Here is a 15,361-nt window from a genome sequence, read left to right on the forward strand (position 1 = left end):
GAGAAATTCATTATGCAATAAACCTCTAACAAAATCGCCAAGGACCTCTCAGGGCGCGGCGGGCAAGGCAAGGTCGGCGAGCAGGTCCAGCAGCCGGTCGTCCTCGCCCACGGGGCGCTGCAACTGCCAGTCCACCGCAGGGTGGGCGGCGCGCAGGCCGGCCACGATCTGCGGCAGGTCCTCGCGGACATGGCGGCCGGCGCCCAGGAACATCGGCACGATGGCCACGCTCGCCAGGCCCAGGCCGGCGAGTTCGCCGGCGGCCGTGGGCAGGTCGGGCGTGGTCAGCTCGAGGTAGGCGCAGCGCACCGGGGTGCCGGGCGAGCGCGCGGCGACACGCGCCGCCACCGACTCCATCGGCAGGCGCCACAGCGGGTCGCGCGAGCCGTGGGCAAAAAGGATCACGCCGTGGTTCATCGCCGCAGCACCAGCCATCCGAAGGCTCCCAGGGAAAGAAATGAGTAAATCAGGCCGGGGGCCGCGGCCGTGAGCCAGGGCCACCAGTTGCGAAGGTTTCCGATGTAGCCGAACACGTTGTTCAGCAGGAAGAAGCTGATGCCGATCAGGACGCCGCCGAACACGTAGCCGGTGATCCCGCCAGAGCGGAAGTGCAGGTAGGCGAAGGGCAGGGCGAGCACCACCATCACCATGCAGCTGAGGGGGTAGAACACCTTGCGCCAGAACTCGATCTCGTAGCGCTGCGAGGTCTGGCCGTTGGCCTCGAGGTGGCGGATGTACTGGAACAGGTCGATCGTGCGCATGCGCTCGGGCTTGAGCAGGGCTACCGAGACCATCTCCTGCGTGATGCCGGTGGGCCATTCGAGGGTCTCCAGGCGGGCGCGCGGGGCCGCCATGTTGCCCGAGGCGGCGGGCTGGAACTCGGTGCGCTCGACCTCGTGCAGGCGCCAGCCCGCCGCCGAGAACTCGGCGCGCCGGGCCTGCAGCAGGGTCACCAGGAAGCCTCGGTCGTCGGCCTCGAAGATGCGCACGCCCTGCAGGCTGCCATCGGAGGTGAGGGCGGCGACGTTGACCGTGTAGGTGTGCTCGGGCTGGCGCTCCTTGAGCCAGGCGCCGGTCTGGCCCACCGACAGCCGTCCCTGGTAGCGGGCCTTGAGCAGCTGCGCCGAGCGGTCGGCGAGCGGGGCCAGGTAGTCCCCGGTGGCGAAGGTCACGAGGGTGAAGGCCGCCCCGAGCAGCATCAGCGTGCGCAGGGCGCGGCCTGGCCCGAGCCCGGAGGTGCGCAGGATAGTGTACTCGGAGCTCTGCGCCAGCCGCGCCATCACGAAGATGGTGCCGATCAGGACGGCGATCGGGATCAGCTCGTACAGGTGGCTGGGCACCAGCAGCAGCACGTAGGCCAGGGCGTTGGCCAGGCCGTAGGCGGAGCCGCTGCGCCCCACGGCGGGCAGCTCGTCGACGAAGTCGAAGAAGAAGAACAGCGCCAGGAAGCCGAGCGCGACGAAGCCCACCGCGGCCAGCACCTCGCGGTAGATGAGGCGGCGCAGGGTCATCATGTGGCGGCTCCCTGCGCGCGCGCACGGCGCAGGCGCGGCCAGACCCGCCAGTTGTGATGCTGCTTGGCCAGCCACAGCAGCGCCACGGCCAGGACGCCGCCATGCAGCGCCAGCATGAAGGTGGCGAAGCCGGCGCGCCCGCTGGAGATCCAGCTCTGGCCGATGTTCAGCATGTTGTAGTACAGGACGAAGGCGAACAGCGCGAACAGCAGGTTGCCGCTGCGGGCGGCGCGCGGGTTGGCGCTCGAGACGGTGATGGCGATCACCACGAAGTTGAGGGTGGCGATCACCAGGCCGAGGCGCCAGGCCAGCTCGGCGCGGTTGGCGGAGGTGGGCTCGGCCAGGAGGGTCAGCGTGCTGCGGGTATTCGCCGGCAGCTCGATGCGTGGGGACAGGCCGCCCTCGCCGACGCGGTTGCCCAGCTCCTCGAAGTCGGTCACCTTGAGGTCGGTGCGCTCGCTGGAGCGCTCGATGCGCTGCCCGTTGGACAGCAGCAGGAACTGGCTGTCTCCCTGGACGACCACGCGGCCGGTGCGCGCCGAGGTGACGGTCTCGCGCCCGTTCTCGTTGGTGGCGATGAACACGTTCTTGCCGGACTTGTTGTCCGGTGTGTCCTTGTCCAGGAAGAAGACGCGGTTGCCGCGCGCCGACTCCTGGAACTGCCCGGGGGCGACGCGCTCGAGGTCGCCGCGGCTGCCGTAGCGGTCCTTGAGTTCGCGCGTCTGCTGGTTGGCCCAGGGCCACATGACCAGGGCCAGGATGGCCACCACGGCGACCACCGGCCAGGAGAACCGCAGCAGGGGGCGCAGCAGCGCGCCGATGCCGCGGCCGGCGGCGAACCAGATCACCATCTCGCTGTCCCGGTACATGCGCGAGAGCGTGCCGACGATGGAGATGAACAGCGACAGGGTCAGGATCGGCGCCAGGTAGCCCAGCACCGTGTAGCCCATGACCATCATCACTTCCTGCGGGTTCACGCTGCCCTTGCTCGCCTGGCTGAGGGTGCGGATCAGGGTCATCGTCATGACGATCGTGACCAGCACCACCAGGGTCGCGCCGAAGCTGCGGGCGAGCTCCTTGCGTAGGGAGGAATGGAATAACATCGGCGCGCTGTAGTGGCAGTGGCTTCGAGAGAGAACAAGGGATTATGGACTTTGAACTGAAGACCCTGGGCCTGGACGCGGCCTGCGCGGAGAAGTGCGATGCGATGCTGGTGCTCCTGGCCGAGGGGTTCAAGCCCGGCAAGGACGCGATCTCGCTGATCGCGGCGGACGCCCTCAAGGCCCGCAGCCTCGAGACCAAGCCCGGCAAGTCGCTGCAGTCCTGGCGTCCCGCCGGCGTGGCCGCGCCGCGCCTGCTGCTGGCCGGCGTGGGCGACGGCAGCGGCCGCCGCATCCAGTCCGCCGTGGCCGCGGCCGTCGCCTCGCTGCGCGGAGCCGGCATCAAGCGCCTGGCGGTGTGCCTGCCGGCCGGCAGCGGCGCCGCGTCGGTGCGCGGCGCGGTCTCCGGCGCGAGCGAGGCGAGCTACGTGTACGTGGCCACCAAGTCCAAGGGCGAGCCGCGCGAGCTGGCCAAGGTCGTGATCGGCGTGCCGGACGCCGAGGCAGTGCGGGGCGACTTCCTCGCCGCCCGCGGCACGGCGCACGGCATCGAGCTGGCCCGCGAGCTGGGCAACCTGCCTCCCAACCGCGCCACCCCCACCCACCTGGGCGAGGAGGCCCGCAAGCTCGCGAAGGCCGGCGGCTTCGAGGTGCAGGTCCTCGGTCCCAAGGAGGTCGCCAGGCTCGGCATGGGCTCCTTCATGGCGGTGGCCCAGGGCTCTCAGGAGCCGCTGCGCTTCATCGTCCTCAAGTACCAGGGCGCCCCGGCCTCCGAGGCGCCGGTGGTGCTGGTGGGCAAGGGCATCACCTTCGACAGCGGCGGCATCTCGATCAAGCCCGCGCCCGAGATGGACGAAATGAAGTTCGACATGGGCGGCGCCGCCAGCGTGCTGGGCACCTTCCGCGCCCTGGCCGAACTCCAGCCCCGGATCAACGTGGTCGGCCTCATTCCCAGCTGCGAGAACATGCCCTCGGGCCACGCCTTCAAGCCGGGCGACGTGGTCACCAGCCTGAGCGGCCAGACCATCGAGGTCCTCAACACCGACGCCGAGGGCCGCCTGATCCTGTGCGACGCGCTCACCTACGCCGAGCGCTTCAAGCCGCGCGCGGTGGTGGACATCGCCACGCTCACCGGCGCCTGCGTGATCGCCCTGGGCTCGGTGCGCAGCGGCCTGTTCGCCGCCGACGATGGCCTGGCGCAGGCGCTGCAGGCGGCCGGCGACATCGCCCTGGACCCGTGCTGGCGCATGCCGCTGGACGAGGAGTACGGCGAAGGCCTCAAGACCAACTTCGCCGACATGGCCAACGTCGGCGGCCGCCCCGCAGGCGCGGTCACCGCGGCCAAGTTCCTGCAGCGGTTCGCCGGGGCCTATCCCTGGGCCCACCTGGACATCGCCGGCACCGCCTGGAAGGGCGGCGCCGCCAAGGGCGCCACCGGCCGGCCGGTGGGCCTGCTGGTGCAGTTCCTGCTGTCGCAGGTGCAGCCGCCGGCGCCCCGGGCGCGCCAGGCGGCCCGGGCCGGCGGCGCCGGCAAGGCCGCCAAGGCCGCCAAGGCCGTGAAGCCGGCCAAGGCTGCCAAGGCCTGATGACCGACATCAGCTTCCACGTCAACCTCGGCGACCCGGTCGCCTACGCCTGCCGGCTGCTGCGCAAGGCCGCGGCCAGCGGCGCCCGCGTCGTTGTGGTGGCCGAACCCCAGGACCTGCGCGCGCTCGACCAGGCCCTGTGGACCTTCTCCCCACAGGACTTCCTGCCGCACTGCGTCGCCGGGGCGGCGCCTGCCTCGGTGCTGGCGCGCAGCCCGATCGTCCTGGCGCCCGACGCCCACGCGGCGCCGCACCGGCAGGTGCTGGTGAACCTGGGCACCCAGGTGCCGGAGGGCTTCGACGGCTTCGAGCGCCTGATCGAGCTGGTCGGCCGGGACGAGGCGGCGCTGCAGGAGGCCCGCACGCGCTGGAAGCACTACGCCGCCCACGGCCACACCCCGACCAAGTTCGACCAGAAGGACGTCGCCGCATGAACGAAACCCCGACGCCGCGCACGCCGCCGCGCTTCGTGCCCACCCTCACGGAGGTGGTGGAGGCGCACCCGGACGACGCCGGCGAGGCGCCCGCAGGCCAGCCCGGGCCGTCCGAGGAGCAGCTCGTTCGCCGCATCATGCAGCGCGTGAGCGAGGGCCTGGAGCAGCGCCTGCGCGAGGCGGTGGCCCAGGTGGTCCTGGAGCAGACCCGGGGCATCGCGCCGCTGGTGGCGGCGGAGGTTGAGTCGGTGGTGCGGTCTTTGGTGGCGGAGGCGCTCGCGCAGGAGCGGGGGCGTTGATATTTCGCCACCCCGTGGTTCTTCTAGGCCGCCGGGTGTGAAATTTGCGATACCGTTGCCGGGTTGCGGGGCAGCCCCCCCAACCCAATCCCAACTTCGGAGGTTTAGTCCCATGAAATTCGAACTGAAGCTCGGCGTGGCTGCCGCCCTGGCGGCTGCCGCGGGCCTGGCCGGCGCACAGGACGTGCAGGTGGTGAAGATCGGCCACGTCGCTCCCATCTCCGGCGCCCAGGCGCACTACGGCAAGGACAACGAGAACGGCGTGCGCATGGCCCTCGAGGACATCAACGCCACCAACCCCGTCATCGGCGGCAAGCGCGTGCGCTTCGAGATTCAGGCCGAGGACGACGCCGCCGACCCGAAGCAGGGCACGGCCGCCGCACAGAAACTGTGCGACGCCAAGGTCGCTGGCGTGGTCGGCCACCTGAACTCCGGCACCACCATCCCCGCATCCAAGGTCTACAACGACTGCGGCATCCCGCACGTCACCGGCGCGGCCACCAATCCCAACCTGACCCGCCCCGGCTACAAGACCACCTACCGCATCATCGCCAACGACAACGCCCTGGGCGCCGGCCTGGCCTTCTACGCCGCCGACGCGCTCAAGCTCAAGCGGGTGGCCATCGTCGATGACCGCACGGCCTATGGCCAGGGCGTGGCCGACGTGTTCAAGCGCACCGCGCAGTCCAAGGGCATGCAGGTCGTGAGCGAGCAGTTCACCACCGACAAGGCCACCGACTTCATGGCCATCCTGACCGCTATCAAGGCCACCAACCCCGACGCCATCTTCTACGGCGGCATGGACCCGCAGGCCGGCCCCATGCTGCGCCAGATGGAGCAGCTGGGCATGGGCAACGTCAAGTACTTCGGCGGCGACGGCATCTGCACGTCCGAGATCGCCAAGCTCTCCGGCGGCGCCAGGACCCTGGGCAACGTGGTCTGCGCCGAGGGCGGCGCCTCGCTGGTGAAGATGCCCGGGGGCGAGGCCTGGAAGAAGCGCTACGACGCCAAGTACCCCAACCAGTTCCAGGTCTACAGCCCGTACACCTACGACGCGACCTTCGTCCTGGTCGACGCCATGAAGCGCGCCAACTCGGTCGACCCCAAGGTCTACACCGCCAAGCTGCTCGAGACCAACTACAAGGGCGTGACCGCCAACATCGCGTTCGAGCCCAATGGCGAACTGAAGAACCCCGCCATGACGCTCTACGTGTACCGCGATGGCAAGAAGACCCCGCTGAACTGAGCGCGTCCTCCCGCGCGAGAAAGCCGCCGCCTGGCGGCTTTTTCTTTTCTGCTGAGTCTGTTACCCGACGCACCGCATGTCGGGCGGGCTTGCGTGATGGCGTAGGCACCTGCCTACAGCCCGCACGGGGACTCGGTTTGCGGCCCATCCGGGTAACCGGGGCGTTTGTGGCTCGACGGGCAGGCCGCTACGCTGCGTCGCGTCATGGAACTCCTGGCCCGCCCCCATGCCCCCCCGCGCCCGAGCGACGCCGCGCTGCACCGCCTGCTCGCCGCGCTGCAGCGGTTGGCCGAAGGCGACACCGCGGTGCGGCTGCCCGCCGAGGGGCCGGGCCTGATGGGCGAGCTGGCCGCGGCCTTCAACGCAGTCGCCGCGCTGCGCGCACGGCCGCAGCCGGCCCACGCCGCGCTGCAGAACAAGGCCCGCCTGCTGGCGCACCGCAATGAGGAGGTCGAGCGCAAGAACCGCGAGGTCGAACTGGCGCGCCAGTCGCTCGAGGACAAGGCCCAGCAGCTCGCCCTGGCCTCCAAGTACAAGAGCGAGTTCCTGGCCAACATGTCGCACGAACTGCGCACGCCGCTGAACTCGCTGCTGATCCTGTCCGACCAGCTGTCGAAGAACCCCGAGGGCAACCTGAACCTGCGGCAGGTGGAGTTCGCCCGCACCATCCACGCCTCGGGGCAGGACCTGCTGATGCTGATCAACGACATCCTGGACCTGTCCAAGATCGAGTCGGGCACCGTCGCGGTCGACATCGGGCCGCTGCGGCTGGCGGACCTGGAGCGCTTTGTCGAGCGCACGTTCCGCCACGTCGCCGAGGCCCGGCAGCTGGAGTTCACCGTCGACAGCAGCCTGCGCCCGTCGGCGACGATGCGCACCGATGCCAAGCGCCTGCAGCAGATCCTGAAGAACCTGCTGTCCAACGCGTTCAAGTTCACGCACCAGGGGCGGGTGCGGCTGTCCATCGTCCACGCGCGCGGCGGCTGGAGCGCGGAGCATCCCGGCCTGCGCCAGGCGCGGCGGGTGGTGGCGTTCTCGGTCTCGGACACCGGCATCGGCATCGGCGCCGACAAGCAGCAGATCATCTTCGAGGCCTTCCAGCAGGCCGACGGCTCCACCAGCCGCACCTACGGCGGCACGGGCCTGGGCCTGGCGATCAGCCGCGAGCTGTCGCGGCTGCTCGGGGGCGAGATCCGGCTGGACAGCGCGGTCGGTCGGGGCAGCACCTTCACGCTGTTCCTGCCGCTGGATGCCCCGGGCCGGCGGAGCGGCCGGCGGGCCGGCCCGCCCCCGCCCGAAGCGCGCGTGGCCGCGGCGCGGCGCAAGCGCTCCGCCGCGCCTGCGGGGCCGCGGCCGGTGCGTGATCCGGCCACAGCCCTCGGGACGCCGCCGGCCGCGCGACGGCGCAGCGGCCGGCCGTTGCTGCTGGCCGCGGATGCGGATGCGGACCGGTTGGCCGATGCCCTCGAGGCGGCGCGGCGCGCCGGCTGGACCTTGCTGGCGGCCCGCGGTGGCGCGGAGGCGCTGGGCCTGGCGGCCGATGCCCGGCCGTCCGCGGTGGTGCTGGGGCCGGCCCTGTCGGACATGCCGGGCGCCCGCCTGCTGCGCCGCCTGCGGCTGGACCCGGCCTTCGCCGACCTGCCGGCCTGCGTGCTGCCGCCGGCCCAGTGGCAGCCGGCGCGTCTCGAGGGCGCGCTGCGCGCGCTGGCCGGCCGCCTCGGGCCGCCGCGCCCGCCGGCGGCCGCGGCCTCGCTGCGCGGCCTGAGGGCCCTGGTCGTCGACGACGACATGCGCAACATCTTCGCGCTGGCCACCGTGCTCGAGGAGCACGGCATGGAGATCGTCTGGGCGGACAACGGCCGGGACGCGATCCAGCGCGTCGCCACCGGTCTCCGCCTCGACGTCGCCCTGCTGGACGTGATGATGCCGGCCCTCGACGGCCTGGCCACGCTGCGCGAGATCCGGCGCCTGCCGCAAGGCCGCGAGCTGCCGGTGGTGGCGGTCACCGCCAAGGCCATGAAGGGCGACCGCGAAAAATGCATCGCCGCCGGCGCCTGGGATTACCTGTCCAAGCCGGTCGACACGCAGGCGCTCCTGGCCGTCCTGCGCGCCTGGCTGCCACCCGCCTGAGGCTTGCCATGCAACCCGCGACAGCGCCGCAACCCGTGAGCATCCTCATCGTGGACGACCAGCCGGACAAGCACCTCGTCCTGCGCAGCATCCTCGCCGACCTGGGCGAGCGCATCGTCTCCGCACGCTCGGGCTGCGAGGCGTTGGCGCGGGTGCTGGACGACGAGTTCGCCGTGATCCTGCTGGACGTCAACATGCCCGACATCGACGGCCTCGAGACCGCGCGCCTGATCCGCGGCCACCGGCGCTCGGCGCAGACGCCGATCGTCTTCATTTCCGCCTATGTCGACGACCTGCAGGCGCGGCGCGGCTACGCGCTGGGCGCGGTCGACTGTATCTCCTCGCCGGTCGTACCCGAGGTGCTGCGTTCCAAGGTCCGGGTCTTCGTGGACCTGTTCCGGCTGAACCGGCAGCTCCAGCTACGGGCCGAGGAGCGAGAGGCCCTGGCCCGGGCCGAGGCCGCGCGCGCCGCGGCCGAGGCGGCGGTGGACCGCGCCGACTACCTGGCCCAGGCCAGCGAGGTCCTGGCCCGCTCGCTCGACCTGGCGCAGACGCGCGACGCGCTGCTACGGCTGGCGGTGCCGCGGCTGGGCGAGCGTGCCCAGTTGATCGAGTCCGATGCCGCCTCGCGCCTGGGCGGCCCCCTTTGCGCGCTGGCGGGGCGCGCGCTCGCCTCGGGCGAGGCCCTGGCCCATGAGGAAGAGGGGCAAGCCTGCGCCGTCATCCCGCTGCGGCCGGGGGAACCGTCGGCCGGGGCCCTGCTGGTGCACGGGCCGGCTGGCTGCTTCGACGCGGCCCGCCTGGCGCTGGCGCGCGAACTGGCCAGCCGCGCCGGCATGGCCATGGAGAACGCGCGCCTGTACGCCGAAGTGCGCACCGCGGACCGGCGCAAGAACGAGTTCCTCGCCATGCTGGCGCACGAGCTGCGCAACCCGCTGGCCCCGATCCGCAACGCCGTCCACATCCTGCAGGGCGCCGACGTCGCACCGCCCACCCTGGCCTGGGCGCGCGACGTGATCAGCCGCCAGGCCGAGCACATGGCGCGGCTGATCGACGACCTGCTCGATGTCTCGCGGATCGTGCAGGGCAAGGTGGTCGTCAAGCCCGAGTCGCTGGCCCTGGCGGCGGTCGTCGAGCGCGCGGTCGAGGCGACGGCGCCGCGGCTCGCCGCGCGCGGGCAATCGCTGCGCCTGGCCCTGCCGCCGGCGCCGGTGGTGGTGGAAGGGGACATGGTGCGGCTCGCGCAGGTGCTGTCCAACCTCGTGACCAACGCCAGCAAGTTCTCGCCGCCCGGGTCGGTGATCGACCTGTGCGCCGCGATGGAGGCCGACGGCCTGGTGCTGCGCGTGCGGGACCAGGGCTGCGGCATCGAGCCTGCCTTCCTGCCCCATGTCTTCGAGCTGTTCGTGCAGGGGGACCCGTCGCTGGACCGCTCGCAGGGCGGCCTCGGGATCGGGCTCACGCTGGTGCGGCACCTCGTCGAACTGCATGGCGGGCGGGTCGAGGCCTGCAGCGAGGGGCCGGGCCGGGGGGCGGAGTTCGTCGTGCGGCTGCCCGCGCGGGCAGGCGAAGACCTCGGTGCGGCCGGCGGGGCAGGGCGCCCGCCGGTGCGGCGCGACGGCGGCCGCGCGCGGGGCCGGCGCGTCCTCGTGGTCGACGACCTGCCCGCATCGGCCGAGACGCTGACGCTGCTGCTGGAGATGGAGGGCTTCGAGGTGCGCGTGGCCCACGAGGGTCCGGCGGCGCTGGCGCTCGCATGCGAGTTCAGGCCCGACGTGGTGCTGCTGGACATCGGCCTGCCCGGCATGAACGGGTTCGAGGTGGCGGGGCACCTGCGCGCCCAGGAGGCCACGCGCGACGCGGTGCTGGTCGCCCTCACCGGCTACGGCGAGGCGGAGAGCCGCACGCGCTCGGCCCAGGCCGGCTTCGACCGGCACCTGGTCAAGCCCGCGGATGTCGATGAACTGCTTGCGATGCTGTCCGATCCGCGTTTATGTTCGCGAGGCGCGGAAGCGTGACGGAACCCTGCTACAATCACGGTCTTCCCGGAGAGGTGGATGAGCGGTTTAAGTCGCACGCCTGGAAAGCGTGTGTGGGTTAATAGCCCACCGCGGGTTCGAATCCCGCCCTCTCCGCCAGTTTTCAGTCCGCAACGGACTGCATAGCACCGCAGCACTGGCATTTTTCCCCGGTTTCCCTCTGTAGCTTGGAGTCTTGGCGTCTCCATGGGTCCGCATGTACCCTGTTGAAGCCTGTGTATCCTGCGGGTAACCGTGTGGGTAATAAGCGGGTTACCCGCAGCAGCCCGCGCCGTTACCCACATTTGAGGGGAAAACGATGCTGAGTGATACCAAGGTGCGGAAGGCCGAGCCCGCTGAAAAAAAGTACCGGCTGGCGGACGAACGAGGGCTGCATCTGCTGGTGCGGCCCAACGGTTCCAAGCTATGGCAGTTGCGATACAGGCACGAGGGCAAAGAGCGGACAGCCTCGTTGGGCCAGTACCCCGATGTGAGCCTCAAGGAAGCGCGCGTCAGGCGCGACGATGCCCGCCGAACCCTAGCAACAGGCGTCGATCCAGTGCAAGCCAAGCACACGGCGCGAGCCATCAGGCAGGCCGAGACAATCAACACCTTTGAAGCAGTCGCCCGTGAGTGGTGGGGCGTGTGGAAGTCCTCTCGCAGTGACAGCCACGTCCAATACGTGATCCGGCGCCTGGAACAGAACGTCTTCCCAGCGATCGGGGCGCGGCCTGTTGCCCAAGTCGAAGCGCCTGAACTTGTCGCCATGGCGAAAGCCGTCGAGGCCCGGGGCGCGCTAGACATCGCAAAGCGGTGCCTCCAGATGTGCAATCAGGTGTTCCGGTACGCCATCGCACACGGCAAGGCAAACCGCAATCCAGCGACGGACATCAGGCCGTCTGACATCCTCCCGGCCAGGGCGAAGCAGAACTACGCGCGAGTTGATGCCCGCGAACTGCCGATGCTCCTGCGCAAGATCGACGCCTACCAGGGGCACACGGTTACCCGGCTGGCAATCAAGCTGATGGCGCTGACGTTCGTTCGCACGGGCGAGCTGATCGGGGCGCGCTGGGCAGAGTTCGACCTTGAGGCCGGACGCTGGGATGTGCCGGCTGAGCGCATGAAGATGCGGACCCCGCACATCGTGCCGTTGTCGCCGCAGGCTATCGACGTGTTGCGAACCCTCCAGACCGTGACAGGAGGCCGAGAGTTGCTGTTCCCGGGGGAGCGAGACCACGGCAAGCCCATGAGCAACAACACGATCCTCGCAGCGCTGGAGCGCATGGGCTACAAGGGGCAGATGACCGGCCATGGCTTCCGGGGGCTCGCGTCCACGATCCTGCATGAACATGAGTTCGATCACGCTCACATCGAGCTGCAACTGGCCCACAGCGAGCGCAACGCCGTGAGTGCGGCCTACAACCACGCCCTGTACCTGCCGCAGCGGGCCGAGATGATGGCGTGGTGGGGCAATTACTTGGAGTCTGTCGCCCGCGGGAATGTGCTGCCGCTGCGGAGGCTTGCGGCGTGAGTGGAGTGGACAAGTTCAGGGGCCGCCATGCGGACCTCAACAGGGAACTTCAAACGCTAGATGGAGTGGTGCGCTAATATCCACACCAGTTCGCAGGAAACTGCGACCGCCAACTAGGAACTCCGTCACACGGATAAGCCCTAGCCACCCCAGGAGGGGAGCCTTCCCAAGACAAGCCACTGGCACTTGACGAACGGTAGCGAAGCCAACAGCCGCGCACAGTCTGTGAGCGGCCTCTTTGGGTTCCTCCAATGCTCAAGATCGACCAAGGCATTCAGTCAGACGCCCTCATTGACGCAAACGTCGCCGCCAGGATGTGCGGCATGGGGCGTAGCTACTTCTACGACCTCCAAAGTCGCGGGCAACTGCCAGCACCAGTAATCCGCTCGGCTCGCTTTACGCGCTGGCGACTCTCGGACGTTCAGGCGTGGGTCCGAGACCCTCAAGGCTGGATAGAGGCGAACACCCCCACCACTGCCGGAATCGAGGCATGAATCTCGATGCACTCCAGGCACGTCTCGCTGAAAAGCGCATCGCGCTAGAAAAGTCCGACGCGGCGATCAACGCCCTCACGGATTTGATTGTGGCCGCGGCGAACGGAGAGGCCACAAATGAACACGGGGTGCGCCTGAGCATCACCGAAGCTGTGAAGGGCGCGGAGGCGCTGAGACAGGTGCACGCCATCCTGAGCAACGAGGTGGCGGACCTTGAACGACGCATCGCGAGCGAGAAGCGGCGCATCGCCTACGAGTCATCGCCAAGCGCGAAACGGCTTGCGGCCCTCATTACCCCTAGTACAGCCCTCAAGGCTCCCTGAAAACAAAAAGCCCCGCCAACAGGGGCGGGGCAAAGGACGTTACATGCTGGATTTTACTGACGAAGTGCCGGGGATCGAATTCCTGCACATTGTCCGGGGCGAAGACTCCGGCGATCTAAAGGGCTGCGCCGTGCAGCCGGGCCCTGATGGCCAACTTACCCGCCACTTCTGGCCGGAAGATGGGGAGGCAACAAACCCGCTCATTCAACGGGTCACGCAGGGCCAGCACGGGGGCTACTTCACCCCCGCCACATTCCACCCGCACCCGAACGGCAAACGCCAGCGACTGCGCGGGTTGGTTCACTCCCTGCGTTGCATATGGGCTGATCTTGAAGGCCCCAACAAAGCGAATGGGCATGCCAGCGAGGATCACACCAAGGCGGCACTGGGGGCGTTCGCCAAGTCCACTGGCCTGATCCCCACGATAGTGCTGCTCACAGGCTCAGGCGGGGCGCATGCGTATCACGTCTTTGATCGGGACCTGGACCGCCAAAGCTGGCAGGGGCGCGCGGACGCCTTTGTTTGGACCGCAGAGCGCAACGCCCTGAATATCGACGCGCCGATCACAACCGACGCCGCGCGCATCATGCGAATGCCGGGCTCCATCCACCAGAAAACCGGCGAGACGGTCAAGGCTTACCGCACGGGCCCGATCTACCCGCTGGAGGAGCTGGACGGCTTACTTGGCTACGAGCCGGGCAAGAGCACGCCGGGCAGTGGCACCCGCAGTCGAGTTGCCCGCGCCGCAGAGCCGCCCCGGCATAGGGCTTACTCGATGCTGGAGGTCATCAAGCACTGCGCCGCTTTACGCGTGGCAATTGCAAATCGCGGAGCCGATACCCCCTATCAACCGTGGTTGCTGGCGTTGCAAATGGCTCGCCTGTCCGTTGAAGGTGAAGGGTTGGGCCACGCCATTAGCCAAGGGCACCCCGACTACGACCAGGGCGAGGTAGACCGCAAGATGGACAGCTTCACGGGTGGGCCGCCGAGTTGCGAGGCATGGCACCGTGCCTGGGGTGAGCGATCTCCTTGCCCCGACTGTCTGTACGGGGGGATTGCACGATGAGTGTCAGCCCCTTCAATTACAGAAAGGCCCCACACATGCTTGGCGCGGTCGCATCGGGGACTGCACCAGGGGCCGCACCTCCACCGGCCGAGCAACCCTCGGAGGTCGTACTCAATCCCTTGCGGGTGATCCCTGCTCCGGGTGGCCGGGTTGCTCCAATTGCCCGTGCGGTTCTTGAAGCGCACCTGCCGGATTGGCAAATGCGAGACGGCCAGAAGATCAAGCCGCTGACAACCTCGCCCAACCTCGCGGCGCTGATGGCCCTAGAAGGCTGGAGAGCGACCTACAACGAGATGCCGCATCGCACCGAGTTGTTCAAGAACGGTCTGATTTCGCCCCGAGATGACGACCCCAACACCGCGCTAACCCTGCTTGGTGACGCGGCGGTTCGAAACGGATTGAACCGCGAGAACGTGCCCGAACTGGTCGATGCTCTGGCAAGGCAGGCTCCGTATCACCCCGTCCGGGACTGGATCACGGCAGTGCCGTGGGACGGAGTTGACCGCCGGGCGCTGTTCGCCGCCACGCTAGAACTGGAAGACCCGGAAACCGCAACGCTGGCGCACCGCCTTCTGCATAAATGGATGCTTCAAGGAGTCGGCGCGCTGATGGAGCCGGAGGGCGTCACGGCGGCGGGGATGCTGGTCATCGCGGGTACGCAACACGTGGGGAAGACTTGGTGGGTGCGACACCTCGTGCCGTTGCCGGGGGCTGTGGCGGAGGGCGTGACCATCGACCCATCGGACAAGGATTCCATCCTCCGCGCCACGGGTGCATTCGTCACCGAGGTGGGAGAGCTTGATGGGACCATGCGCAAGGCCGACATCGCCCAGTTCAAGGGCTTCCTGACCAATAACATCGACGAGGTGAGACTGCCGTATGCGCGGCGCGCGTCCTTCTTCAAGCGGCGCACGGTCTTCGTGGGCACGGTGAACGGATCGGGCTTCCTGGTCGATGAAACGGGCAACCGTCGATTCTGGGTCATCGCGGTGGTCCGCTGTCTCACCCTGGCCCCGGAGGTTATGCAACAGGTCTGGGCGCAGTACCTCCACCTGTATCAGCGCGGGGAGCGGTGGAACTTGGAGCCGGACCTGTTGACCGCAATCAACGCGGCCAACCGCCAGCATGAAACCGTGGACCCATTGACTGAGCGCATCGCGGCGAAATTCAACTGGGAATCGGTTGACCTATCAACACTCACCTCGGAGAACCGCACGAGCCACCCGGGGCTACTGTGGATGACGGCGACCCGAATCTGTGAGGCAGTCGGCATTCCGAACCCGAAGAAATCGGAAGCGACAAGGACCGCGCATATCGTCAAAAGTCAGTGGGCGGCACAGGGTCACCTTCTGCGAAATCCGGGCGAGGTGGCACTGCTGGACCGTCGCGCTAACGGTCTGCGGCTGCTGGCAGTCCCCAAAAAGATGGCTTACTGATTGGCAAAGGGGCACCTTCAGTGCCGCGCCAGGGCCACCTTCTGAGTGGGGTGGCACTGTGCCCCGAATCATGATTTTCAGAGGGGATTGGAGCGAAATATGCCGGTTGCAGGGTCACGTAGTTATCAACTATCAAAAACATGGGAAAAATAAAAATAGGAAAGGTTAGGAAAACACGGCACTG

Annotated in this window: 13 protein-coding genes and 1 tRNA gene; 11 read left to right on the plus strand and 3 right to left on the minus strand. The window is 68.6% G+C overall.

The annotated features are described in order from the left end of the window. Positions 1-48 precede the first annotated feature (48 nt). From ACFQZY_RS06390 to lptF, 3 genes are read right to left on the minus strand one after another with little or no spacing between them, the layout of a single operon-like run. Positions 49-435 carry a sirohydrochlorin chelatase gene (locus tag ACFQZY_RS06390; RefSeq protein ID WP_377414085.1) on the minus strand — a complete coding sequence of 129 codons (387 nt, stop codon included), beginning with the start codon at positions 433-435 and terminating at the stop codon, positions 49-51. After that, on the minus strand, positions 414-1,514 hold the full coding sequence (gene lptG, locus ACFQZY_RS06395) for an LPS export ABC transporter permease LptG (protein WP_377414088.1): 1,101 nt from the start codon (positions 1,512-1,514) through the stop codon (positions 414-416). Before lptG ends, ACFQZY_RS06390 begins: the two co-directional genes overlap by 22 nt. Then, a complete protein-coding gene (lptF, locus tag ACFQZY_RS06400) occupies positions 1,511-2,617 on the minus strand; it encodes an LPS export ABC transporter permease LptF (protein WP_377414091.1) in 1,107 nt (368 codons plus the stop codon). The genes lptG and lptF overlap by 4 nt, the downstream gene beginning before the upstream one ends. 44 nt (positions 2,618-2,661) lie before the next feature. On the opposite strand from lptF, the gene ACFQZY_RS06405 reads away from it, so the two are divergent. The 11 genes from ACFQZY_RS06405 to ACFQZY_RS06455 all read left to right on the plus strand — a co-directional run bounded on the left by ACFQZY_RS06405 (position 2,662) and on the right by ACFQZY_RS06455 (position 15,177). Then, positions 2,662-4,200 (plus strand): leucyl aminopeptidase, encoded by a 1,539-nt coding sequence (locus tag ACFQZY_RS06405; RefSeq protein WP_377414093.1) that lies wholly within the window; start codon positions 2,662-2,664, stop codon positions 4,198-4,200. Continuing rightward, a complete protein-coding gene (locus ACFQZY_RS06410; RefSeq protein ID WP_377414095.1) occupies positions 4,200-4,634 on the plus strand; it encodes a DNA polymerase III subunit chi in 435 nt (144 codons plus the stop codon). The genes ACFQZY_RS06405 and ACFQZY_RS06410 overlap by 1 nt, the downstream gene beginning before the upstream one ends. After that, positions 4,631-4,933, plus strand: a complete 303-nt coding sequence (locus tag ACFQZY_RS06415; RefSeq protein ID WP_377414097.1) for a hypothetical protein — start codon at positions 4,631-4,633, stop codon at positions 4,931-4,933. Before ACFQZY_RS06410 ends, ACFQZY_RS06415 begins: the two co-directional genes overlap by 4 nt. A gap of 112 nt (positions 4,934-5,045) precedes the next feature. Next, positions 5,046-6,179: a branched-chain amino acid ABC transporter substrate-binding protein gene (locus tag ACFQZY_RS06420; protein WP_377414099.1), complete on the plus strand. Its 1,134-nt coding sequence runs from the start codon at positions 5,046-5,048 to the stop codon at positions 6,177-6,179. A gap of 204 nt (positions 6,180-6,383) precedes the next feature. Then, the gene (locus ACFQZY_RS06425) at positions 6,384-8,309 is read left to right on the plus strand and encodes a response regulator (RefSeq protein ID WP_377414101.1); all 1,926 of its coding nucleotides are present in this window, start codon (positions 6,384-6,386) and stop codon (positions 8,307-8,309) included. An 8-nt stretch (positions 8,310-8,317) separates the two neighbouring features. Beyond that, on the plus strand, positions 8,318-10,327 hold the full coding sequence (locus ACFQZY_RS06430) for a response regulator (RefSeq protein WP_377414103.1): 2,010 nt from the start codon (positions 8,318-8,320) through the stop codon (positions 10,325-10,327). A gap of 29 nt (positions 10,328-10,356) precedes the next feature. Continuing rightward, a tRNA-Ser gene (locus ACFQZY_RS06435) sits at positions 10,357-10,447 on the plus strand. Positions 10,448-10,646: 199 nt separating this feature from the next. Beyond that, positions 10,647-11,858: a tyrosine-type recombinase/integrase gene (locus ACFQZY_RS06440; protein ID WP_377414105.1), complete on the plus strand. Its 1,212-nt coding sequence runs from the start codon at positions 10,647-10,649 to the stop codon at positions 11,856-11,858. Between the two features lie 490 nt (positions 11,859-12,348). Beyond that, a complete protein-coding gene (locus ACFQZY_RS06445) occupies positions 12,349-12,675 on the plus strand; it encodes a hypothetical protein (RefSeq protein ID WP_377414107.1) in 327 nt (108 codons plus the stop codon). A 43-nt stretch (positions 12,676-12,718) separates the two neighbouring features. Continuing rightward, entirely contained in the window at positions 12,719-13,741 is a 1,023-nt protein-coding gene (locus tag ACFQZY_RS06450) for a hypothetical protein (RefSeq protein ID WP_377414110.1), read from the plus strand. Positions 13,742-13,941: 200 nt separating this feature from the next. Next, positions 13,942-15,177 (plus strand): VapE domain-containing protein, encoded by a 1,236-nt coding sequence (locus ACFQZY_RS06455; protein ID WP_377414111.1) that lies wholly within the window; start codon positions 13,942-13,944, stop codon positions 15,175-15,177. Positions 15,178-15,361: the final 184 nt, after the last annotated feature.

The organism is Ramlibacter sp. GCM10027632, from assembly GCF_042675325.1.
Lineage (GTDB): Bacteria > Pseudomonadota > Gammaproteobacteria > Burkholderiales > Burkholderiaceae_C > Ramlibacter.